This window comes from Flavobacterium sinopsychrotolerans, from assembly GCF_900110375.1.
GTDB classification, from domain to species: Bacteria; Bacteroidota; Bacteroidia; order Flavobacteriales; family Flavobacteriaceae; genus Flavobacterium; species Flavobacterium sinopsychrotolerans.
The window spans coordinates 302,623-325,827 of the sequence record NZ_FODN01000003.1 but is presented as its reverse complement, the minus strand read 5'-3'; the positions used below and the strand labels follow the sequence as shown (position 1 = coordinate 325,827).

16 protein-coding genes are annotated in these 23,205 nt (G+C 34.2%); 9 read left to right on the top strand and 7 right to left on the bottom strand.

Annotated elements, in window-relative coordinates:
* Nucleotides 1-10 precede the first annotated feature (10 nt).
* Together BMX64_RS08350 and BMX64_RS08345 are read left to right on the top strand one after the other, a co-directional pair.
* Nucleotides 11-946 carry a PorP/SprF family type IX secretion system membrane protein gene (locus BMX64_RS08350; protein ID WP_091170037.1) on the top strand — a complete coding sequence of 312 codons (936 nt, stop codon included), beginning with the start codon at nucleotides 11-13 and terminating at the stop codon, nucleotides 944-946.
* A 10-nt stretch (nucleotides 947-956) separates the two neighbouring features.
* Entirely contained in the window at nucleotides 957-3,086 is a 2,130-nt protein-coding gene (locus BMX64_RS08345; protein ID WP_091170031.1) for an OmpA family protein, read from the top strand.
* Nucleotides 3,087-3,147: 61 nt separating this feature from the next.
* Here the strand turns inward: BMX64_RS08345 and pheT are convergent, their stop codons facing one another.
* Nucleotides 3,148-5,568 (bottom strand): phenylalanine--tRNA ligase subunit beta, encoded by a 2,421-nt coding sequence (pheT, locus tag BMX64_RS08340; protein ID WP_091170028.1) that lies wholly within the window; start codon nucleotides 5,566-5,568, stop codon nucleotides 3,148-3,150.
* A gap of 264 nt (nucleotides 5,569-5,832) precedes the next feature.
* Between pheT and BMX64_RS08335 the strand changes: the two genes are divergently transcribed.
* The 3 genes from BMX64_RS08335 to BMX64_RS08325 all read left to right on the top strand — a co-directional run bounded on the left by BMX64_RS08335 (nucleotide 5,833) and on the right by BMX64_RS08325 (nucleotide 8,923).
* Nucleotides 5,833-7,338: an aldehyde dehydrogenase family protein gene (locus BMX64_RS08335; protein ID WP_091170024.1), complete on the top strand. Its 1,506-nt coding sequence runs from the start codon at nucleotides 5,833-5,835 to the stop codon at nucleotides 7,336-7,338.
* 63 nt (nucleotides 7,339-7,401) lie between these two features.
* On the top strand, nucleotides 7,402-8,469 hold the full coding sequence (locus BMX64_RS08330; RefSeq protein WP_091170019.1) for a 2,3-butanediol dehydrogenase: 1,068 nt from the start codon (nucleotides 7,402-7,404) through the stop codon (nucleotides 8,467-8,469).
* 79 nt (nucleotides 8,470-8,548) lie between these two features.
* On the top strand, nucleotides 8,549-8,923 hold the full coding sequence (locus BMX64_RS08325; RefSeq protein ID WP_091170016.1) for a DUF779 domain-containing protein: 375 nt from the start codon (nucleotides 8,549-8,551) through the stop codon (nucleotides 8,921-8,923).
* A gap of 6 nt (nucleotides 8,924-8,929) precedes the next feature.
* Here BMX64_RS08325 and BMX64_RS08320 read toward each other — a convergent pair whose 3' ends face one another.
* The 6 genes from BMX64_RS08320 to recG all read right to left on the bottom strand — a co-directional run bounded on the left by BMX64_RS08320 (nucleotide 8,930) and on the right by recG (nucleotide 18,976).
* Entirely contained in the window at nucleotides 8,930-9,853 is a 924-nt protein-coding gene (locus BMX64_RS08320) for an AraC family transcriptional regulator (protein WP_091170012.1), read from the bottom strand.
* Between the two features lie 75 nt (nucleotides 9,854-9,928).
* The gene (locus BMX64_RS08315) at nucleotides 9,929-10,792 is read right to left on the bottom strand and encodes a bestrophin family protein (protein ID WP_091170009.1); all 864 of its coding nucleotides are present in this window, start codon (nucleotides 10,790-10,792) and stop codon (nucleotides 9,929-9,931) included.
* 27 nt (nucleotides 10,793-10,819) lie between these two features.
* Nucleotides 10,820-12,133 carry a TolC family protein gene (locus tag BMX64_RS08310; RefSeq protein WP_091170005.1) on the bottom strand — a complete coding sequence of 438 codons (1,314 nt, stop codon included), beginning with the start codon at nucleotides 12,131-12,133 and terminating at the stop codon, nucleotides 10,820-10,822.
* Nucleotides 12,134-12,210: 77 nt separating this feature from the next.
* Complete coding sequence (locus tag BMX64_RS08305) at nucleotides 12,211-15,306, bottom strand: efflux RND transporter permease subunit (protein ID WP_091170002.1); 3,096 nt, start codon at nucleotides 15,304-15,306, stop codon at nucleotides 12,211-12,213.
* Between the two features lie 79 nt (nucleotides 15,307-15,385).
* Nucleotides 15,386-16,444 (bottom strand): efflux RND transporter periplasmic adaptor subunit, encoded by a 1,059-nt coding sequence (locus BMX64_RS08300; protein ID WP_091169998.1) that lies wholly within the window; start codon nucleotides 16,442-16,444, stop codon nucleotides 15,386-15,388.
* 426 nt (nucleotides 16,445-16,870) lie between these two features.
* Nucleotides 16,871-18,976 carry an ATP-dependent DNA helicase RecG gene (recG, locus tag BMX64_RS08295; RefSeq protein ID WP_091169995.1) on the bottom strand — a complete coding sequence of 702 codons (2,106 nt, stop codon included), beginning with the start codon at nucleotides 18,974-18,976 and terminating at the stop codon, nucleotides 16,871-16,873.
* A gap of 200 nt (nucleotides 18,977-19,176) precedes the next feature.
* Between recG and BMX64_RS08290 the strand changes: the two genes are divergently transcribed.
* From BMX64_RS08290 to BMX64_RS08275, 4 genes are all read left to right on the top strand, one after another.
* Nucleotides 19,177-20,064 (top strand): hypothetical protein, encoded by an 888-nt coding sequence (locus BMX64_RS08290; RefSeq protein WP_091169992.1) that lies wholly within the window; start codon nucleotides 19,177-19,179, stop codon nucleotides 20,062-20,064.
* Nucleotides 20,065-20,092: 28 nt separating this feature from the next.
* Entirely contained in the window at nucleotides 20,093-20,641 is a 549-nt protein-coding gene (locus tag BMX64_RS08285) for a DUF1697 domain-containing protein (RefSeq protein ID WP_091169989.1), read from the top strand.
* A 208-nt stretch (nucleotides 20,642-20,849) separates the two neighbouring features.
* Nucleotides 20,850-21,275, top strand: coding sequence for a hypothetical protein (locus BMX64_RS08280; protein ID WP_091169985.1), 426 nt, complete (start codon nucleotides 20,850-20,852; stop codon nucleotides 21,273-21,275).
* Between the two features lie 249 nt (nucleotides 21,276-21,524).
* Nucleotides 21,525-23,009, top strand: a complete 1,485-nt coding sequence (locus BMX64_RS08275) for an aminopeptidase P N-terminal domain-containing protein (protein WP_091169982.1) — start codon at nucleotides 21,525-21,527, stop codon at nucleotides 23,007-23,009.
* Nucleotides 23,010-23,205 lie beyond the last annotated feature (196 nt).

Below are 23,205 nucleotides of genomic sequence, written 5' to 3'. Positions count from 1 at the left end.
CAAATTTTAAATGAAAAAAACACTACTATTTTTAAGTTTTTTCTTAATTATAATTAAAGCATCAGCACAACAGGATCCACAATACACACAATATATGTACAATATGAGTGTGCTAAATCCTGCGTATGCCACAGGAGTTGAATCCACATTAAATCTTGGAGCTTTATATAGAACGCAATGGGTAGGAGCTGTTGGCGCCCCAAAAACATTGACTCTTTTTGCCCATATGCCAGTAAATAAAAAAGTTGAAGTTGGTTTCTCATTAATTTCGGATGATATTGGAGACGGTGCTAAAAAAGAGAATAACTTTTTTGCGGATTTTGCTTATTTGTTAGAATTCAATAATAATCATAAATTATCTCTAGGATTAAAAGCGGGTTTCACGTCCTTAACAACTAATTTTAATGGGTTTGTTTTTGAAAGTGGCAACGCTGCAACAGATTTAGCATTTTCTGAAAATATTAATGATGTCATGCCAAATATTGGTATCGGAGCATTTTACTTCACGGAAGAGTACTATGTTGGTTTATCAGCACCTAATTTGCTTGCTACAAAACACATTGAGGAACGTTCAGGAATTAACTCATTTGGTTCAGAAAATATTCATGTATTTCTAACTGGAGGTTATGTTTTTGATATCTCGCATTCATTCAAATTTAAACCATCTTTTATGTCAAAATATGTTAAAGGTGCACCAATTTCGCTAGACCTTTCTGCTAACGTTCTGTACAATGACCAATTTGAATTTGGAGCTGCATATAGATTTGGAGATTCCGTAAGTGGTATGATGAATGTAAAAGCAACGCCTAACATCAGAGTTGGATATGCCTATGATTACAATACGTCTAATCTGGGGCAATTCAATTCTGGAACACATGAAATTTTTGTATTGTTTAATTTGGATTTATCTAGTAAAGGATATGATAAATCGCCAAGATTTTTCTAACATATAAAATATGAAAAAAATAGTACTGATTTTAATCGTATTTTCAATACAATTAATAAACGCCCAAGAACAAGATTTAAAAAGAGCCAATCGTTTTTTTGATAGAACTTTTTATAATGTAGCTATTCCATTGTATGAATCCATTATTCGAGAAAATAGTTCAGTAACGGTTATTAAGAACTTGGCTGATAGTTATTATTTCACGAATGATTTTACAAATGCACAGCGCTATTATAAACTATTGATAAATAATTATAATAAAGATTTAGAAGAAGGATATTATTTTAAATATTCCCAAACTTTAAAAGCTACTGGAAATTATAAAGCTGCAAATTCAGTTATGAGAAACTATTTTTCTTCATTAACGGATCAAAAATTTTTGATTGACTTTGAAAAAGAGCTAGTCAATCTAGAAAATGTTTCTGCTATCGGTAATCGATTCGAAATAAAAAATTTAGGGATAAATACACCAAATTCTGAGTTTGGAGCAGTGTCAGAGAGAGGGAATTTAGTCTTTTCGGGAGTAAAAAAGAAAGCAGGTTTATTTGATAAAATGTATAAATGGAATGGTGAAACGTATTTGAATTTAGTTTCAATTCCTTTGAAAAATATAAATTCCAGTGATTCAATTGTAAATTATTTTTCTAAAGAAATAAATACTTCCATGCACGAATCTAACGCTGTATTCACCAAAGATGGAAAGACAATCTATTTCACCAGAAATAATTATAAAAAAGGAAGAAGAGGTAAGAATAAAGACAAAATTTCAAACCTTCAAATTTTTAAGGCTCAATATGTTAATGATAAATGGACAAACATAATTTCGCTACCATTTAACAGTGAAAATTATTCTACAGAACATCCGGCATTGAGTACTGATGAGAAAACTTTATACTTTGCATCCGACATGCCAGGATCACTAGGATCTTTTGACATTTTTTCAGTATCAATAAGTGGTGATGCATATGGTACTCCCCAAAATTTAGGTAATCTAATTAATACTTCCAAAAAAGAACAATTTCCTTTTATTTCAAAAGACAATAAATTATATTTTTCGTCCAATGGACATGAAGGATATGGATCGTTGGATGTTTTTGTTTCGCAGTTGCAAAATGACGTATTCTTAAAAGCAGAAAATGTAGGTTTGCCTCTGAATTCTGGATATGATGATTTTGCTTTTTACATAGATTCAGAGTATAATGAAGGTTATTTTTCATCCAATCGATTAGGAGGAAAGGGTAGTGATGATATTTATTCTTTAAAAGAAGTAAAAAAATTACTAATAGAGGATTGTAAGCAATTTATTTCCGGTATCATTTCAGATATAGATACAAAATTACCATTAGAGAATACTGTAGTTGTTTTACAAAATTCTGATGCAATAGAATTGCAAAGAATTGTAACCTCTGCAGACGGTACATTTAATTTTACAGTTTCTTGTGAAACAGAATTTAAAGTAAATGCATCCAAAGAAAATTATACCAACAGTTTCAAGATAGTTGCTCTTAGCAAAGAAAGAAATAAAATGAATGATGCCTCAATGGAATTAAAATCCATGGAAGAAATAAAAAGAGCAGCGCAATTGATTCTTGATGAACAGAATAAAACAGAATTAGCTGCCATAGCCTTGAAGAAAAAAGAAGCAGTTTTAGCACAGGAGCAAAACAAAAAAGATCTTGTAATAGCTGCCAAAAAAGACAAAGATTTAGCCGAAGCTAAGAAGAAAGAAAAAATAGAAGCAATTGTAGCAAATGAAAAAGATGTAGTAAAAGAAAAAAACAGATTAATTATTAAAACAGATCCGATCTATTTTGACTATAATTTGTGGTATATCAGGAAGGATTCAAAACCTATTTTAAACAGAGTTGTTGAATTAATGAAAAAATATCCTGAAATGGTTGTTGAAATTGGTTCGCATACAGATAGCAGAGGTAATAATACGTTTAATATGAATTTGTCATCCAGAAGAGCGCAAGCAACAAGAACTTACTTTCTGGAACAAGGAATCCCTTCCAAACGAATTCTTGCTAAAGGATATGGAGAAACTGTCCAAAACATAAAATGTATTCCTGAGGATTCTTGTACTGAAGAGCAACATGAGTTAAACAGGCGTAGCGAATTTGTAATTAAAAATATATAAAAACAAAATCCCGATTCTAATTTTAGAATCGGGATTTTATATAATAGAAAAAAAATAGAAATTATCTTAAACTTGCTCCAAGTTCAGTTTCAAAATTCTTTTGCAGTTTGCTCATAATTTTGTCGATTTGAACATCTGTCAACGTTTTTGAGTTGTCTTGTATAGTGAAACTCAATGCATAAGATTTTTTACCTTCGGGAAGATTCTGTCCTTCGTATACATCAAATAAATCGATATCTTTTAGTAATGATTTTTCGGTTTGACGGGCAATATTATAAATACTTTCGTACGTAACATTTTGATCTACTAGCAAGGCTAAATCTCTGCGAACTTCAGGGTATTTCGGAATCTCAGCGTATTTAATTTTCGTAGAAATTTTCTTTAAAATTAAATCCCAATCAAAATCAGCATAAAAAACTTCTTGCTTTATTCCAAAATGTTTTAAAATAGATTTTTTTACTACTCCTAATTCAACAATCGTTTCATTACCAATTTCAATAGCTATTCCTTCTGAAAACACATCAGATGTTACCGGTGTGTTTTGTGTCTTTTCAATACCTAATCTTGAAAGTATTCCAGATACATATCCTTTGAATAAAAAGAAATCAGACGTTTTTTGTACGCTAGTCCAGTTTTCTTGATTTCTGTTTCCAGAAAGAAATAAGCTCATGTGCTTTTTTTCCTCGTAACCGGCAAGATAGTTATGATACGTTTTTCCAAATTCAAATAATTTTAAATCGGCATTTTTACGATTGATATTGTAAGACACTGCTTCTAATCCTGAAAATAATAAAGACTGACGCATTGTTGATAAATCAGCACTCAAAGGATTAAGTATTGTCACATTATACTCTTCATTTAATACATCTGAAAGTTGTACATAGGAAGCCGTAGTCAGTGAATTTGCCATCATTTCATGAAATCCTTGTGAATTCAATTGAGAAGCAATTGTGTTTTGAACTTTATAGTCTTCATTTCTTGGCGCATTGAAAACAGTAGCATTAAGTTTTTTTGAAAAATTAATATTATTGTAACCATATACTCTTAATATTTCTTCAATAACATCAATTTCTCGTTGAACATCCACACGATAAGAAGGAATTGTCAATCCAAGTCCTGCATCAGAAACACTATTTACTTTAATGTCTAATGAAACTAAAATTTTCTTGATAATATCTTTTGGTAACTGCTGACCGATAATCTTGTCAACATTACTAAAATTTAAAAACACATTAAAATCTTCTATTTTTTTTGGATAAACATTGATTAAATCCGATGTGATTTCTCCACCTGCCACTTCTTGAATCAATAAGGCGGCACGTTTCAAAGCATATTCCGTGATAGTTGGGTCAATTCCTCTTTCAAAACGAAATGAGGCATCCGTATTCAATTGATGTCTTTTAGCCGTTTTTCTGATGCTAACAGGATTAAAATAGGCACTTTCCAAGAAAATAGAATTGGTATGTTCAGAAACTCCTGACTTTTTTCCGCCAAAAACACCAGCAATACACAAAGGACCTTTTTCATCACAAATCATTAAATCTTCTTCGTGTAAGGTTCTTTCAATATCGTCCAGAGTAACAAATTTAGTTCCCGCAGGAAGAGTTTGCACTACTATTTTTCCGTTGATTTTTGCAGCATCAAAAGCGTGGAGCGGCTGACCTAATTCATGTAAAACATAATTGGTAACATCAACAATATTATTTTTTGGATTTAATCCAATGGCTTTCAATCTGTTTTGTAGCCAAGCAGGAGATGGTTTTACTTCTATTCCAGAAATAGTTACACCGCAATATCGGGGAGCAAGTTTTGGTTCTTTTAAATCGATATCAATTTTCAAAGTTCTTTTGTCCACTCTGAAATTGCTTACGGATGGCGTAATCAATTCAACACTAACGCCGCTTTGTAACATTCCCGCTCTTAAATCACGGGCAGTTCCCAAATGACTCATCGCATCAGCTCGATTAGGTGTTAATCCAATTTCGAATACTTCATCATTCTCTATTTTGAAAACGGTTGCAGCAGGAGTTCCCGGTGCTAAAGAATCGTCTAAAATCATAATTCCGTCATGGCTTTCACCAAGGCCTAATTCATCTTCGGCACAAATCATTCCGTGACTTTCCTGTCCGCGAATTTTTCCTTTTTTTATTGAAAAGGCGACTCCTTCTTTGTCATATAATGTAGTTCCAATAGTAGCTACCGGAACTTTTTGTCCTGCAGCAACATTATTGGCGCCACATACAATTTGGACAGGTACTCCAGTACCCAAATCTACTGTAGTTATTTTTAATCTGTCGGCATCTGGATGTTGAATGCAAGTAAGTACATGTCCTACAACGATGCCTTCTAATCCGCCTTTCACCGATTGGTATTTTTCAACAATTTCAACTTCCAGACCTAAATCGGTTAGCAATGCTGCTGTTTCTTCGGATTTCCAGTCTATTTTAATGAATTGTTTTAACCAGTTGTAAGATATTTTCATCTGTTAATTTTAATGAGATTGCAAATATAAGGATTGCAGGTTGGAGTAAGAAACAATTTTTTTTGTTTTTTATCACTGATTTGGGATATTAAGTGTTCATGAGAAATATTAAATCAATAATATTAAATATAAATAAATGTGAATTAAATAATAAAATTAGGTTAAAAAAACACAAATGAAAATTTAATGCTATTAGTTGGATGAATTGTGCTATTCTTATGAGAAATAGGAAGCTAAATTTGATAAAATAAAAAAGATAACGATATGGATAACGTAGTGCAAAGACCTGAATTTAAGGCAAAATATGATAATTATATTGGAGGAAAATTCGTTGCACCAGTCAAAGGTGAATACTTTGATGTAGTTTCTCCAATTGATGGAAAAGTATTTACACAAGCGGCACATTCAAGCAAAGAGGATTTAGATATTGCCGTTGATAAAGCATATGAAGCCTTTCAAACTTGGGGGAAAACATCTGTTACGGAGCGTAGCAATTTATTGAATAAAATTGCTCAGGTTATTGAAGATAATTTAGAATATCTTGCAACTGTTGAGACTATTGATAACGGAAAAGCTATTAGAGAGACTTTAGCAGCAGATATGCCTTTAGTGGTTGATCACTTCAGGTATTTTGCAGGAGTAATTCGTGCTGAAGAAAGTTCCATCACAGAATTGGATTCTCAAACGGTTTCCATTGCTTTAAGTGAGCCTTTAGGGGTTATTGCTCAAATTATTCCTTGGAATTTTCCAATCTTAATGGCTGTTTGGAAACTTGCTCCTGCATTAGCGGCAGGAAATACTGTAGTTTTAAAACCAGCAGAAAGCACTCCAATTTCCATTTTAGTTTTGATGGGATTAATTGGCGATATCCTTCCTCCTGGAGTTATAAATATTGTCAATGGTTTTGGAGCAGAGCTAGGAAGAGCTTTGGTAACTAATAAAAAAGTGTCAAAAGCAGCTTTTACAGGTTCAACGCCAACTGGTCGCTTGGTCATGCAATATGCTACTGAAAACATTATTCCGGTAACATTAGAATTAGGTGGAAAATCTCCGAATATTTTTATGAAATCCGTTGGTGATGCTGACGATGATTTCTTCGATAAAGCGATTGAAGGAGCGGTAATGTTTGCTCTAAACCAAGGTGAAATTTGTACTTGTCCTTCACGATTATTAGTTCACGAGGATATTTATGATAAATTTATCGCCCGCGTAATTGAAAGAACGGAAGCGATAAAAATGGGAAATCCATTGGACAGAACAACAATGATGGGAGCGCAAACATCTTTGGTTCAAAAAGAGAAAATTCTATCGTACATAAAATTAGGAAAAGAAGAAGGTGCCGAAGTTCTAACTGGAGGTGAAGAGAATCATTTAGAGGGAAATTTAGCTGGAGGTTATTATATCAAACCAACCCTTTTCAAAGGGCATAACAAAATGCGTATTTTTCAAGAAGAAATTTTTGGACCTGTTTTGGCTGTAACTACTTTTAAAACGACAGAAGAAGCGATTGCTATTGCAAACGATACGATGTATGGTTTGGGAGCCGGACTTTGGACACGTGATGCACACGAGATTTATCAGGTACCAAGAGCGATTCAGTCCGGTCGTGTTTGGATCAATCAATACCATTCTTATCCTGCCGGAGCACCTTTTGGAGGGTACAAACAATCCGGAATTGGTCGTGAAAATCACAAAATGATGTTAGGTCACTACCGTCAGACAAAAAATATGTTGATTTCTTACGATAAAAAGAAATTAGGTTTCTTTTAGAAATAAATTAAAAATCAAAAAAGGTAAGTTGTACAACTTACCTTTTTTTATAAACAAAATATTATGTCATCAAAAACAATGAAGGCTGCCCGTTGGCATGCTGCAAAAGATATTAGAGTTGAGGAAACTGAAATCCCAACAACAGGTTCAAAACAAGTTAAGATTGAAGTACAGTTTGCAGGAATTTGTGGTTCAGATCTCCATGAATACACGCACGGCCCCATGTTGATTCCTGTTGAGAAACCGTATCCCTTAAATGGTCATCAAGGTGTCACTACTTTAGGGCATGAATTTGCAGGGATTATTAGTGAAATTGGCGAAGAGGTGAAACATCTAAAAATAGGAGACAGAGTGGTGGTAGAACCGCTTTTCAAAAACCCCGATAGTCCATTTATTACCAGCGGAGAATATAATCTGTCTGAACCACTTGGTTTTATTGGGTTGACTTCTAATGGTGGTTTTGCAAAATATACGGTTGTCGAAGATTATATGGTACATAAAATTCCGGATTCGATGAGTTTTGAACAAGGTGCTTTGGTAGAACCTGCGGCAGTTGCTGTTTATGCTGTTTTGCAAAGCGGTTTAAAAATGGGACAATCCTGTTTGATTTATGGTGCTGGACCTATTGGACTTTTATGTGTTCAGGCTGCTATTGCTGCCGGAGCCGCAGAAATTATTGTTGTTGATATCGCTGAAAAACGTTTGGAAAAAGCCAAAGAAATTGGAGCAACAACTATCATCAACGGTAAAAGTGAAAATATTCCACAACAAATTAAAGAATTGATTACTGGTGGCGTTGATGTTTTTCTTGATGCGGCTGGTGTTCAAGCCTCATTTGATGGAGGAATTGCCAGTTTAAAAAATGGTGGAACAGCTGTTTTAGTGGCCTTATTTGGAAAACCGGTCACACACGATGCTTTTGATCAGGTAGTTCGCGAAATTACAATCAAAGGAATTATTGCCTATAGAAATATATTTCCTCAAGTGATAAAATTGATTGACCTTGGACGCATGCCGGTTGAAAAATTAGTAACTAAAAGAATTACTTTAGACGAGATTGTAACCGAAGGTTTTGAAGTTTTGGTTTCCAATCCATCTCAGGTTAAAATTTTGATTGATATTAACGGATAGCATAAATCCGTTATTAATTTAATAAAAGTATACAGCCATAATTCTCCCTAATTATGGTTGTATTTTTAAAGTAAAAACTATGATAAAAAGAATTGATGCCACAGAAAAAGCAATAGAATTAATCAAAATATTGCAGGAAAAACATGGTGATTTAATGTTTTATCAAGCTGGAGGATGCTGCGAAGGAACACAACCACAATGTTTTGAAAAAGGAGGTTTCTACCAAAGATTGGGTGATGTTTGTATTGGTTCAATAGAAAATACGGAGTTTTGGGTAGACAAGGATTTATTCGAATATTGGAAACACGCTCATTTTACTTTGGATGTGATTGATGCGTTTGGTGTTGGAGGATTTTCTTTGGAAACACCTTTGAAAAAAACATTCCGAATAGAATATCGAATTTTTACACCTGAAGAAGAACTTTCGCTTGAGCCTGTAACTTACATTGAATAAGTTAGTTTACGTATAATATAATAGCTGGTATTGTTTAGGTGTAATTCCTTCGTGTTTTTTAAACAAACGAATAAAGTAATTACAATCTTCAAATCCGGATAAGTAACAAACTTCATTAATTTGTATCGAAGGATTTTTGAGTAATTGTTTGGCACATCTCATTTTTTCACCAATTACAAATTCTATTGGACTCATTCCTAATTCTCTTTTGAAGAAACGATAAAAGGAAGTAGTGCTCATACATGCTTTTTCGCTCAAATGTTTCATGCTGAAATTTTCCTTTAAATTCGACCGAATGAATTCGACCACTTGTGTAATAGGATTTTTTGGATCCGTAAATAAACCGTCATCTATTGCTTTGGCAGTTTGTGTCTGAATAATACGAATTAATAGTTCCTGTAAAGTTAAATCAGCTAAAGCATCTTTTGTAATTGACGTGCTCATGCATTCTTTTATCAATTTATTAATTGTCGTGGCTAATTCGATATTATTATAAAAAAAATAATTTTGGTAGTTCAATTGCCAGAATTGGTCGTTTCCTTCTTTTGGATAATGTTCATTCAAAAACTGTAATGTATCCGTGATTTTAATTTGGTCTATCGCCAAAGCCAAACACTGTGTAGGATTATTTTTTGAAGCCTCCGGAAAATCGATTTTCATTTCCACATTTGAAGGAATCACAACGGTTTCTCCGGGTAAGTACACAAATTCGGGATCATCAAAAAGATGCATTACTTTTTTGCCACGTAACATACTAGTCACCACAAAATCATTAAATTTTAAAGGAACTAATGCGGAAGATTCATAAGTCTCAAAAAGATTAAGCTCGCAGTGGTTCAGGGAATAAACGGTTCTGTTTTCAACTAATGTTTTCAACGATTTCTCGTTTGATAAATGAGGTGGATTTATAAAAGCGCGATTACTGTTCATAGTTTTAAACTTATAAGGAAGGCAAAGCTTAAATTTAATGAAAATAATTGTAACGGGAACATTGTTTAACAAAAATTAAATTAATTCTTCAACCTGTTTTTTGATGTTCTCAGCCATTTTTTTTGTTGGTAAATCATTAGCATCCGTTCCAAAAGGGTCTTCAATTTCCTCAGCAATTAATTCCAAACTCGCCAAAACATAAAAAATAAAAACGACCACCGGAATTACAAAATATCCCAAATTAAACACATATCCAAACGGTAGAGTAAGAACATAAATAAAAATAAATTTTTTTATAAATGCGCTGTAAGAATAGGGAATAGGGGTATTTTTGATACGCTCACAAGCACCACAAATATCAGTAAAAGATTGTACTTCAGAATTCAAAATGATCAATTGGTCACCGGTTATTTTCTTAGAAACATACAAGTCATTGATCTTTTGAAACAACATTTTGGCGACTTGATTGGGTTTGTGTTTGTGATGGTCAATTTCTAAATCCACGTCATCAAATAATTGCTTGCTGGTATCCGTGTCATTTAAATGTTTGTGCAGAATGGAGGCATAACTCGGTATGATTTTCCGAAAATAAATTCGGTCTTTTTCATCCTGTAAAATCACGGATAATTTGATACTAAGATTTCGGCTGCTATTTACTAAACCTCCCCACATTTTTCGTCCTTCCCACCAGCGATCATAGGCGGTATTAGTTCTGTAAGCCAATAATAATGAAATCACAAAACCTAACATCCCATGCATGATGGAAATGTTTTTTACGTGACTGTCATCAGGTAAATCCCAATACTCAATTTCTAAATAAGCAATCGCAGCGGAATAAAGTCCAATAATCAACATCATTGGCATTAATTTCCGGAAGGTATCTGCTTTACCAATATTAAAAATAAAACTAATCCAGTCTTTGGGGTTGTATGAGGTCATCCGTAATTTTTTGTTCGCAAAATTAAATTAAAAAATAAGATTTCCTGCCAATTCTCGAAGTGCAATTTCAGATAATTTCCCTTGAAATTGTGCATTGCTGTAACGCACTTTAGCATTCACATAATTCAGTTGTGCAGTCCTAAATTCTAAAGTAGTTATCGTTCCAATTCTGAATTTGTCTAACGTTATGTTTAGATTTTGTTTGGCAATCGATTCATTTTTTTCTTCCAAAGCAATCAATTCTAAATTCGTCAAATAGGTTTGATAAGAAGTCGCTAGCTGTGAGTTTAAAACCAAATTTTGCTGATCTATATTTAACTTCGAATTTTCAATTTGAATCTTGGCGATTTTCTCATTTCGGTTCTGTGCAAAACCATCAAAGATATTAAGTGAAGCGCTAAAGCCATAGTTCAAACCTCTGGATTGCGATTCTGCCACAAATCCAAGACTGGATTGACTTTCTGAAAAATTATAGGAGGTATTCACGCGAACGGTAGGATAACGTGCCGCTTTAATTTGCTTTAATTCTAATTCAGCCACTCTTTTATTGATAATTTGCGCTTCTAATTGTGGATTTTGTTTTTCGGCTAAGGCTTTTAGTTCTTGCAGTAATAACAAGGAATCTACTTTCAGAACATCGATTACTTTAAAATCCGATGCAACATCTCTGGCCAATAGTTGATTTAATAAAATTTTACTGTTGGCGTACAATTCCTTTTGTCTTAACAACGCTACCTGATCTGTATTCAAATCTACTTGTGCATTCAAAACTTCTAATTTAGATGCTTTTCCAATGGTAAATCTGTTTTGTGCCAATGTCAATCGCTGGTTTGAAATAACGATTGTCGTATCCAATGCCGCTAATTGTTGTCGCTGTTGAACCAAATCGTAATAAGCAGCATTCACATCGCTGATTCTTGTTATCAATGTCAACTTTAATTGTGCTTCACCCAGTTTTTGCAACTCTTTCAACTGATCCATTCTGGCAAACATGCGCATACCATCAAAAATGGTCCAATCCAGTCCAACGCCATAGGTCAAACTATTGTTTTTGGCATTGTCTAATTCAGTTTCAGTTCCGTCCTGACGTGTTTGTGAACTATTCTGAATACTGTTATTATCAACTACATTAGCGGTCACTGTCGGTAACATTCCAGCGTTTCCGATAGCAACATTTGTTTTTTGAATGGTCAAATTATTGGTAGCAATCTTTATTTCGTAATTGTTTTCCAAAGCTATTTTAACAGCGCTTTCTAAGGTCAGTACTTCCTGTGCATTTGCTGTTGCAGCGCAGAACAAGATTAGTATAAAGCTTTGAAAAAGTATTTTAGTATATGTCATAATTATATTTTTTTGACTCGGATCACTATTTATTCAAATGAATATTTTTAACCCAAATCATCAGCGTTCCTTTAAAATTAGTTGAAATCTTTTTCATATTCTTCAATATGATCAAATTCAGGATAGTGTTTTCTCGCTTTGGACCACATCAAATACATCGCTGGAATAACGAATAATGTTAATACCAATGAGAAAATAGTTCCACCTACAATTACAACTCCCATCCCAATTCGACTCGTTGAAGCCGCTCCAAGTGACAGTGCAATTGGCAATGCTCCAAGTGAAATAGCCAAACTCGTCATTAAAATTGGTCGTAATCGTGCTTCAGAAGCTTCTAATATGGCTTCTAATTTTGGTTTGCCTTGTTCCCGCAGCTGATTCGCAAACTCGACAATCAAGATTCCGTTTTTGGTTACCAAACCAATAAGCATTACGGTTCCAATTTGGCTGAAAATATTCCACGTTTGGTCGAACAACCACAAGGAGAATAAAGCACCTGCAACAGCCATTGGTACGGTCAGAATAATAATGAAAGGATCAATAAAACTTTCAAATTGTGCCGCCAAAATTAAAAATATCAACAGTAAAGCCAATCCAAATGCAAAAGCAGTATTCGAACTACTTTCGACAAAATCCCTGGATTCTCCACCTAAATCAGTAGTAAAGGTGTCGTCAAGAACTTTGGCTTTTATTTCGTTCATCGCATCAATTCCATCGCTGATACTTTTGCCCGGAGCAAGTCCAGCAGAAACAGTGGCCGCCATATACCTGTTGTTGTGGTACAATTGTGGGGGATTACTTTTTTCTTCGATGGTCACCACGTTATCCATTTGAATTAATTGTCCCATATTATTTTTGACAAACATTGAGGTTAAATCCAGTGGTTTTGAACGGTCTTTTTGGTCAAATTGCCCAATAACCTGATACTGTTTTCCATTTCTCATGAAATAACCAAAACGTTGTCCGCTTAATGAAAGCTGTAACGTTTGTGCAATATCAATCACTGAAATTCCTAGACTTTCCGCTTTTTCTCTGTCAATGGTGACATTAACTTCTGGTTTGTTGAATTTTAAATTCACATCACTGACCGCAAAAGTTGGGTTTTTAGCAACTTCATCCATGAAAACAGGAATTTTTTCTTCCAGTTTTTTAAAGTTTGGTGCTTGAATAATGTATTGAATCGGCAAACCACCACGTCGGTTTACGGCGATAGTTGGTTGCTCAATTACAGATGTTTTTGCATCCGGATATTGCTTCGTCCATTTGGTTAATTTTTCTGCAATTTCTTTTTGAGAATCGGTTCTTTCATTTGGTTGAACCAATGATACCCGAATAAAACCGCTGTTTACCGATGAAGATCCGAAACCCGGCGATGTAATTACCAAGGCCACTTTTTTGCCCGGAATCGAGTCATCAACTAATTTTGACACTTCCTGCATAAAGCGATCCGTATATTCATAGGAAGAACCTTCAGGTGTTGTCATTCTTAAAACAAAACCACTTCGGTCATCATAAGGTGCCGTTTCTTTTTGCAAAAGGTTGAAAAATAAATAAATTAATCCAAAACAAGCAATTAGGATAGGGAAACTCAACCATTTTTTCTTCATAAAACGACTTAATGCACTCGCATAGCCACTGTTTAATTGTTGAAAATAAGGTTCAGTTCGAATGTAGAATTTTGATTTTTTTTGTTCGCCACCTTTCATTAAATAAGCGTTCAACATTGGGGTCAATGTCAACGATACAAATGCCGAAATCAGTACGGCTGCGCCAATGACGACGCCAAATTCCCTAAACAGTCGCCCGACAAATCCTTCGAGGAAAATTACTGGAAGAAATACAGCTGCTAAGGTTATCGAAATCGAAATTACCGCAAAGAATATTTCGTTAGATCCTTTGATAGCTGCCTCAATTGGCGTCATCCCTTCTTCTACTTTTTTGAAAATATTCTCGGTGACCACAATTCCATCATCGACTACAAGTCCAGTTGCCAGAACGATTGCCAATAATGTCAATACATTTATAGAGAAACCAAAAAGCCACATGATAAAGAACGTAGCGATTAACGAAACAGGAATATCAATCAATGGTCTAAAAGCAATCGCCCAATCCCTAAAGAATAAATAGATAATCAAAATTACTAAAACAATAGAAATCCCTAATGTTTCCGCTACTTCAATAACCGATTTTTTTACAAAAATAGTATTGTCAATAGCAATATTCAGTTTAATATCTTTTGGTAAATCCTTCTTTAATTTTTCGAATTCCTCATAAAAAGCACTTGATATATCTAAATAATTGGCTCCTGGAAGTGGCACAATGGCGACACCAACTAATGGCGTTCCGGATTGTGTCATTTTAGTTTCTGTGTTTTCAGGTCCAAGACTCGCTTTTCCTACATCGCTAAAACGAACTACTTTTTCCCCTTCAGAACGAATAATGATATTATTGAATTCTTCAGGTGTCGATAGGTTTCCTACTGTTTTTACGGTCAATTCGGTATTGTCACCAGTTAGTTTCCCCGAAGGTAATTCCACATTTTGTTTGTTCAATGCATCTCTCACTTCCGATACCGTACAGCCGTAAGAGGCCAATTTAACCGGATCAATCCACAAACGCATCGCGTATCTTTTTTGTCCCCAAATTTGAACACCACTTACGCCGGGAATAGTCTCCAGACGTTGTGAAATCACATTTTCAGCATAATCACTCAGTTCTAATGCATTTCTCGTATCACTTTGCACAGTCATCGAAATGATGGCATCACCATTTGCATCAGCTTTAGAAACTACCGGCGGAGAATCGATATCCTGAGGCAGGTTTCTAACTGCTTGCGATACTTTATCACGGACATCATTGGCAGCATCTTCTAGGTTTTTATCCAAATTAAACTCAATAGTAATATTGCTGCTTCCTTGCGCACTGGAGGAAGTTACATTTCTAATTCCGTCAATGGAATTGATTGCTTTTTCAAGCGGTTCCGTAATTTGGGATTCGATGATATCGGCATTTGCACCAGCATAATTCGTACGAATGGAAACTTGTGCGGGATCAATCGAAGGAAACTCTCGAACACCCAGAAAAGTATAACCAATTAATCCAAACAAAACGATGGCTAAATTGATTACTATGGTGAATACGGGTCTTCTAATACTTGTTGTGGATAAACTCATTTTTTTTGAATTATGAGTTATAAATTATGAATTATGAGTACTGTGTAAACTCATAATTCATAATTTATAACTTTTAAAATTATTTTATTAGAACTTTTACAGGAGTTTCGTTTTTTAAGGACATAACACCACTTGTAATTACAGTATCGCCGGGTTTCAAACCAGAAAGTACCAGAATAGAAGCATCTGTTCGTGTGGCGGTTTCTATCATTACTTCTTTGGCTTGACCATTGCTGGAGATAAAAACTTTTTTACCGTTTTGAACTGGAATTACAGCTTCTGTTGGGACTACGATAGCGTCTTTTATAATGTCTAAAGGTAATTCGACATCTGCAAATGTTCCCGGTAATAATTTTCCGCTGCTATTTTCGGCAATTGCACGAACCTGTAAAGTTCTTGTTGCTACTGCTACTTCAGGCTCTATGGCATAAACTTTAGCGGTATATTTATCATCAGAACCTGCAACTTTGAAGGTTATATAGGTGTTTGTTTTTACTTGGCTGGCGTATTTTTCAGGAATCGAAAAAGTGATTTTTAATTTTCCCGTGTTCACTAATTTTGCTACCAAAATCACTGGTGTGATGTAAGTACCGGGCGAAATAGAACGCAATCCGATTCTCCCTGAGAATGGCGCTCTAACGGATGTTTTGGCGATTTGCGCTTTTATCAATTGACTTTGGGCTTGTGCCGATTTTAAATCAGCTCTGGCCAAATCATATTCTTCTTGACTGATGGCTTCTTTTTGCAATAATAATTTGGCTCGTCGTTCATTTTCTGAAGCCAATCCTTCTCTGGTTGATGTTTGTCTCAATTGAGCTCTTAACTCTAAATCATTTACTTTAAAAAGTACTTGGCCTTTGCTCACATTACTTCCTTCCTGAAAATAAATTCCTTCCACAATTCCAGAAACTTCACTGCGGATTTCTACTTGCTCATTGGCTTCAATAGAGCCGGAAAGTGATAAATTATTGTCAAAAGTTTGTGGTGTTGCTACAATTCCGTTTACGCTCATCGATTTGCCTTTTCCTTTTGGATCTTTTGAATCTGCGTTTTCGCCTTTATTTTCTGTGATTCTGTATCCAATAAAGCCAATAATTCCAATGGTTAGCAAGGCATAAACTACGTATTTAATTTTCATAGGTGTGATATAAAGTAGGATTAGGTTTCAGTAATTTTAGTTAAAAACAAATTTAGGTTTTAGAAACGGGAATTATGATCTTGTTAATTTTTATTTAACGTTTGTACATACAAATATTAACAATTGATGAGCGATTCACGTACAAATGCATAAAACCCAATATAATTAGATTTTAAGACTTCTAAAAACGAAAATGGTTTAATCCAGAATTGAAAAAATGATATTTTTAAGGAAATAAGTTAAACAGCATCTTTTTGAAACATGTAAGACATGTAAGTTTTATAATAATTATTATTGAATTAAAAATTGTTAAAACATATAAATTACTGATTTATATAATTTTAAATTAATAAATGAAGTTATAACGAAGCAGTATCTTGAAACTTACATGCCTTATATGGTTAAAAAAAACATTTGTAATGCCGCTTAACTAATATAATTCCAAATATTTTTCTTTTTGGTCATTTCGATAAAAACAGCTCTCAAAGCAGCATGTTCCGGTTTTTGCATTCCGGCATCATCTTTCAGAAGTTTTAAAGCATAATTTCTGGCTAATGCCAAAGTGTCTCGGTCTCGAACCAAATCGGCAATTTGAAGATTTAAAACACCGCTTTGTTGCGTTCCCATTAAATCTCCTGGACCACGAAGCTTCAAGTCGACTTCGGCAATTTCGAAACCATCGTTGGTTTGTACCATCGTTTCCATTCGGGTTTTACTGTCGGAACTCAATTTATGACTCGTCATCAGGATGCAATAACTTTGCTCGGCACCACGACCCACACGACCGCGAAGCTGATGCAGTTGCGATAATCCAAAACGTTCCGCACTTTCAATAATCATCACACTGGCGTTCGGAACATTCACACCGACCTCAATTACGGTTGTGGCCACCATAATATTGGTTTTCCCTTCCGAAAAACGTTTCATTTCGGTATCTTTTTCCGCTGGTTTCATCTTTCCGTGAAGGATTGAAATCGAATATTGTGGCAATGGAAAATCTCTGGAAACACTTTCGTAACCATCCATTAAATCCTTGAAATCCATTTTTTCCGATTCTTGGATTAACGGATAGACAATATAGATTTGGCGACCCAAAGCAATTTCGTCCCGAAGGAATTTCCAAACCTTCAAACGGTTGCTGTCAAAACGATGTACGGTTTGAATCGGTTTTCGTCCCGGAGGCAATTCATCAATCACTGAAATGTCTAAATCCCCATACAAACTCATTGCCAAAGTTCGTGGAATAGGCGTGGCGGTCATCACTAAAACGTGTGGCGGAATCACATTTTTCTTCCACAATTTAGAGCGTTGTTCTACACCAAAACGATGCTGTTCATCAATCACAGCCAGTCCTAAATTCTTGAATTTTACTTTGTCTTCAAGTAAAGCATGCGTTCCGATGAGAATATGTAACGTACCGTTTTCCAGTTCTTCATGGATAATCCTGCGTTGTGCTATTTTGGTAGAACCCGTTAGGATTCTGATATTTATATTTAAGGTTTCGGCTAATTCGTACAAACCAACAAAGTGCTGGTTTGCCAAGATTTCCGTGGGCGCCATCAAGCACGCTTGGAATCCATTATCAAGTGCCAAAAGCATGCTCATAAAAGCCACAATGGTTTTTCCGGAACCTACATCACCTTGCAGCAATCGGTTCATTTGGGCGTTGCTTCCCATATCCGTTCGGATTTCTTTGATAACTCTTTTTTGTGCATTGGTCAATTGAAAAGGCAAATGATGCTGATAAAAATTATTGAAATTTTCGCCTACCGTTGCAAACGGATGTCCTTTTATTTTATGTTTCCGAATGAGATTCTTTGTGATTAATTGCAATTGAATAAAGAACAATTCCTCAAATATTAGTCGGAATTTGGCTTTTGCCAAAACTTCGGTACTTTTTGGAAAATGGATGTTGAATAAAGCCGCTTTTTTAGGAATCAGTTTTAACTCGTTGATTAAATAATCTGGCAAAGTTTCTGTGAATAATGCTTGCGTTTCCAGAAACAATTGTTGCATCATTTTGTTAATTACTCGATTTGAAATCCCGCGATTTGTCAAGGTTTCTGTCGAAGGATAAACGGGTTGCATGGCTGAACGCAGACTTTTTTCATGCTCGCTCATCAATTCAATTTCCGGATGCGCCATATTGAAAGTACTTCCAAAAGACGTGCATTTCCCAAAAATCACACACATTTCATTCAGCTTCAAACTCTCCCGAATCCATTTGTGACCTTGAAACCAAACGAGTTCCATTTGGCCTGTATCATCCACAAAAGTTGCTACCAATCGTTTTTGATTGCGACCAAATTCAACGGTTTTGATGTTGATGATTTTACCGATGATTTGAACCTCGGCAATGTTGTTTTGCAGTTCGTTAATCTTGTAATACCGCGTTCGGTCAATGTATCTGTTTGGAAAAAAATTAACCAAATCCAAGTACTTATAAATTCCCAATTCCCTACGCAGCAATTCGCCCCGATTGGGACCAACGCCTTTCAGGTATTCGATGGGAGTGAGTAGGAGGTTTTGCATTTAGATTTTTTTGGATACAGATAAAACGGATTTGCAAAAGCAAAACCCAGATTAAAACGGATTTTTAGTTTGATGAAGCGAAGATAGTTTTTTGTTTGGAAATTTGGAAATGAGAATGTTTGGAAATGGAGTAGGAAAATATGTATATTTGGAAGATTGATTACAATTGAGTTTGTTTTAAAACTAAAATCAACATTATAATGATAGATAAAGAAATATTAATAAAAAGACTTTCAATTGTAAAGTTACTGTATAAAACTGGTTTAGAACAATCGAAACAATCTGAATCTATCTCTTTCTTTTCAATATTAACTTTCCATGATAGTATTGAAATGTTTTTAAAACTTGCGTCGGAACATAAAGGTGTAAAATCAGATAAATTTTCTTTTATTGAATATTGGAATCATTTACCACTAACGTTAAAAGAATCAATGAATAATTTAAATTCCAGAAGAGTTAATTTAAAACATAGAGGCCTTCTTCCTGCAAAAATTGAAATTGAGACATCAAGAGTTAATGCGTCAGATTTTTTTGAACAAAATACATTGTCAATTTTTGGTTTAAATTTTTCAGAAATTTCCCTTTTTGAATTAATTAAGTTCAAGAAAACTAAGAACCTGCTTATTTCTGCTCAAAAAAAATTAATTTCTAGTGAAATAGAAAATTGCATATTTGATGTAGCGGTGAGTTTTCAAGAACTTCTTTCAGAGTATAAGGAGAATAAATTAGATTATAGAAAAAGAACATTATTCAATTTTTCAAAAAGTATTAGATTAGATAGAAATCCAAATAACAATGAAGGTCAACTAATAGATGTAGTTAAACAAATGAATAATAAATTTAGTGAAATAGAAAATACTTTGGAAGTTATTTCTTTGGGAATAGATTTTAGAAAATATTCTAAATTTACAATGATTACGCCAGAACTTTATAAAGAGATTTCAACAGGTAATTATGTAATTCACAATCAAAAATATTTTGAAGAAATTTGTTCTGAAGATTGTCAATTTTTAATTGATTTTGTTCTTGATTGCTCACTAAAATTGCAAGATTTTGATTATGAAAATCCTAATTTCAAACTATCTTAAGTTCCTAAAAAAATAAAAAGCTTAAAAAATGACAACTCATCTCGCATTGCTTCGTGGCATTAATGTTTCCGGTCACAGTATGATAAAAATGGAGGCACTCAAAACAACTTTGGAAGCCATTGGTTTTCAAAATGTACAAACCTATATTCAATCTGGAAATGTTTTTGTGGATACGGAGGAGGAAAATCCTGCTGCTGTTGGTTTCAAAATAAAGCAGGAAATTTTTAAGGCTTTTGGTCATGAAGTACCTGTTGTAGTAATTGGTTCCGCAGATTTAGAAGCGTGTTTCAAGAACAATCCTTTCTTGAAGGAAAAAGATATTGATACTAAGAAGTTATATGTGGCTTTTATTTCGACCACGTTGCAAAGCACCAGCATGAACGATTTGAAAATTAGCCAATTCAAACCGGATGAAGCCAATATTGATGGCAACAGAATTTTTATAAAATATGCTGTTGGCGCCGGAAAGACCAGATTCGACCAAAAATACATCGAGAAAAAACTGAATGTTATTGCAACAATCCGCAATTGGAATACGGTTACGCAATTGCTTAAAATTTACGAGGAAAGAGAATAAGACTTTAAGTCTAGTTCAACCGCTAATTCACTAATTTTTAAATGGTACTATCCATTTGAAATTTGGGAATTAGCGGTGTTTTTAGAGTCAAAATAAGGATGTTTCGGAATCTATTTTTAACTTTTTTAACTTTAGAAAAAAATAATTCTAATTTGACGCAACCTTTTGCAAGAAATTGCGTCTAATCCATAGCAACAAAATTTGCCGCATGAAAACACCAATCATTATCTTTATTTTTCTTACTGTTCTTAATTCCTGTTCAAAGGATGATAGTGTAACAACAGATAGCACTGGTTATTACGGAAAATGGACTTTGGTTGCGATGTCGGGTTCTATTCCTAATTCTGAAACTACAGGCGCAGCAATGGAATGGCAGGAATTTTATTTTTTCAATACTAACGGAACATTTACAAAATCTAGAGAAAGTAATTCGGTTAAAACTTCCATTTCTGGAACCTACACGACTACAATTCAATCAGACGGAACATCTTTTGAACTAACTTATCCAAATGACAGCGAAATTATAGGTAGCTGTTTTGGAAATAAAAAAGAAATATTGCTTTTGACTGCCAATAATTCCTTGTCTAACACTTGGAATTTTTGTGATGGTCCAAGTTTAAAATATAGAAAATAAATTATAAGTGCTTATTAAACATTTTCATAAGGTTTAGTTTTGGTTAATTTTAGGATTATGAAGCACTTTTGCTAAAGAGTACTCAGAAGTTGAAAAACTTTTGATGCTCTTTTTCTATTTTCAAGCGTATTTCTAAATCAGCCTTTAGATAAAAATTGTAGTTGGTACGCACAAAAAAATTATATTTACGTACTAATTAATGCTGTTAAAATCTTGTATTTATTTTGCAAAACTCTAAAATGTAGCGCTATGAATTTTAAACTTTCTTTTGTTTTCACTATCTTTTTTGTAGGTGTTTCTATAGCACAAAACGGAAATCCAAACGATTATTTATCCGCTCAATTTCATAAAGAAAAAAGAGAAGCTTTACGGGCTAAAATGCCTAACAATAGTGTTGCAGTGTTTTTTAGTAATCCCATTCGGAACCGAGCCAATGATGTAGATTTCATCTACCATCAAGATCCCGATTTTTATTATTTGACAGGATACAAAGAGCCGAATTCAGTTTTGGTAATTTTTTCGAACAATCAAACCAATAAAGACGGGAAATCATTCCATGAATTATTGTACGTTCAGGAAAAAAATCCAAGAGAGGAGCAATGGACAGGCGTGCGTTTAGGAACAGAAGGCGCCAAAAAAGAGTTGGGTTTTGAAAATGCTTTCAATGGAGCAGCGTTTTTAAATTCTGAGATTGATTATGCCAGTTTTGGCACTTTGTTCTTTAAGGAATTGGAAGATGACACCCGAAATTCGAAAAATGAAAAAGCGGATTTATACAAATTAATTGGAGCGTTTAAATCCGAAATTGGTTACAACGAAAAAGTGAAGCCTCAAATGGATTTGAATGTGCAAAACGAAATTAATGCTAAAAAAAGTGTCACTTCAAAAAAGGCAACTATAAATACCAAATCGATATTGACGTTTATGGCGAGTTTGCGGGAGAAAAAATCAAAGGAAGAGTTGGTTTTGTTGACCAAAGCCGTTCGGATTTCGGCAATGGGACAACGTGAAATCATGAAAGCAATGCATCCGGGAATGTCTGAAACGGAAATACAGGGAATTCATGAATTTGTTTATAAAAAGTATGGCAGCGAGTTTGAGGGTTATCCATCAATCGTGGGCGCTGGAAACAACGGTTGTGTATTGCATTATATTGAAAATAGCAAAATGAAAGTCGAAAATGATTTGGTTTTAATGGATTTAGGGGCTGAATATCATGGGTACACGGCTGATGTAACGCGAACAATTCCTGCTAACGGAAAATTTTCCCTAGAGCAAAAACAGATTTATGATTTAGTGTATGAAGCTCAAGAAGTAGGAATTGCCGCCGCAAAAATTGGAAATAGTTTTAATGCTCCTGATGCTGCAGCACGTAAAATAATCAGTGTCGGTTTAGTGAAATTAGGAATTATAAAAACAGAACAAGAATCCCGAAAATATTTTCCGCACGGAACTTCGCATCATATTGGGCTAGATGTTCACGATCCGGGTTTGTACAATGCTTTTGAAGCTGATATGGTCGTTACTGTTGAGCCGGGAATTTATATTCCAATTGGTAGTGATTGTGATAAAAAATGGTGGGGAATTGCGGTGCGAATTGAAGATGATATTTTAATTACAACAAATGGACCGGTAAATTTATCTGTGGAAGCACCAAGAAAATCAAATGAAATTGAAGTACTTATGAATGAAAAAAGTGTTTTAGATACTTTCTCTGTACCTAGTTTAGATTAGTAATTTTATTTTTAGATAGTTATACTAATTTTCTATTGCTTTTTACTATTTAACAGCGGTAGATTTGAATACACAAGGAATCGTTCTAAGTTAATAATCATAAATTAACTTAGAGCAATTTTTCTTTTTGTATTAAAATTTATATAAAATCTAGGTCTCTATCAAATAAAAATTAGTAAAATAGGTAATTTTGTAC

Bases quoted from the DNA above. Each gene is read 5' to 3' on its own strand.
- BMX64_RS08350 (WP_091170037.1), top strand. From the start codon at position 11: ATGAAAAAAACACTACTATTTTTAAGTTTTTTCTTAATTATAATTAAA.
- BMX64_RS08345 (WP_091170031.1), top strand. From the start codon at position 957: ATGAAAAAAATAGTACTGATTTTAATCGTATTTTCAATACAATTAATA.
- pheT (WP_091170028.1), bottom strand. From the start codon at position 5,568: ATGAAAATATCTTACAACTGGTTAAAACAATTCATTAAAATAGACTGG.
- BMX64_RS08335 (WP_091170024.1), top strand. From the start codon at position 5,833: ATGGATAACGTAGTGCAAAGACCTGAATTTAAGGCAAAATATGATAAT.
- BMX64_RS08330 (WP_091170019.1), top strand. From the start codon at position 7,402: ATGTCATCAAAAACAATGAAGGCTGCCCGTTGGCATGCTGCAAAAGAT.
- BMX64_RS08325 (WP_091170016.1), top strand. From the start codon at position 8,549: ATGATAAAAAGAATTGATGCCACAGAAAAAGCAATAGAATTAATCAAA.
- BMX64_RS08320 (WP_091170012.1), bottom strand. From the start codon at position 9,853: ATGAACAGTAATCGCGCTTTTATAAATCCACCTCATTTATCAAACGAG.
- BMX64_RS08315 (WP_091170009.1), bottom strand. From the start codon at position 10,792: ATGACCTCATACAACCCCAAAGACTGGATTAGTTTTATTTTTAATATT.
- BMX64_RS08310 (WP_091170005.1), bottom strand. From the start codon at position 12,133: ATGACATATACTAAAATACTTTTTCAAAGCTTTATACTAATCTTGTTC.
- BMX64_RS08305 (WP_091170002.1), bottom strand. From the start codon at position 15,306: ATGAGTTTATCCACAACAAGTATTAGAAGACCCGTATTCACCATAGTA.
- BMX64_RS08300 (WP_091169998.1), bottom strand. From the start codon at position 16,444: ATGAAAATTAAATACGTAGTTTATGCCTTGCTAACCATTGGAATTATT.
- recG (WP_091169995.1), bottom strand. From the start codon at position 18,976: ATGCAAAACCTCCTACTCACTCCCATCGAATACCTGAAAGGCGTTGGT.
- BMX64_RS08290 (WP_091169992.1), top strand. From the start codon at position 19,177: ATGATAGATAAAGAAATATTAATAAAAAGACTTTCAATTGTAAAGTTA.
- BMX64_RS08285 (WP_091169989.1), top strand. From the start codon at position 20,093: ATGACAACTCATCTCGCATTGCTTCGTGGCATTAATGTTTCCGGTCAC.
- BMX64_RS08280 (WP_091169985.1), top strand. From the start codon at position 20,850: ATGAAAACACCAATCATTATCTTTATTTTTCTTACTGTTCTTAATTCC.
- BMX64_RS08275 (WP_091169982.1), top strand. From the start codon at position 21,525: ATGAATTTTAAACTTTCTTTTGTTTTCACTATCTTTTTTGTAGGTGTT.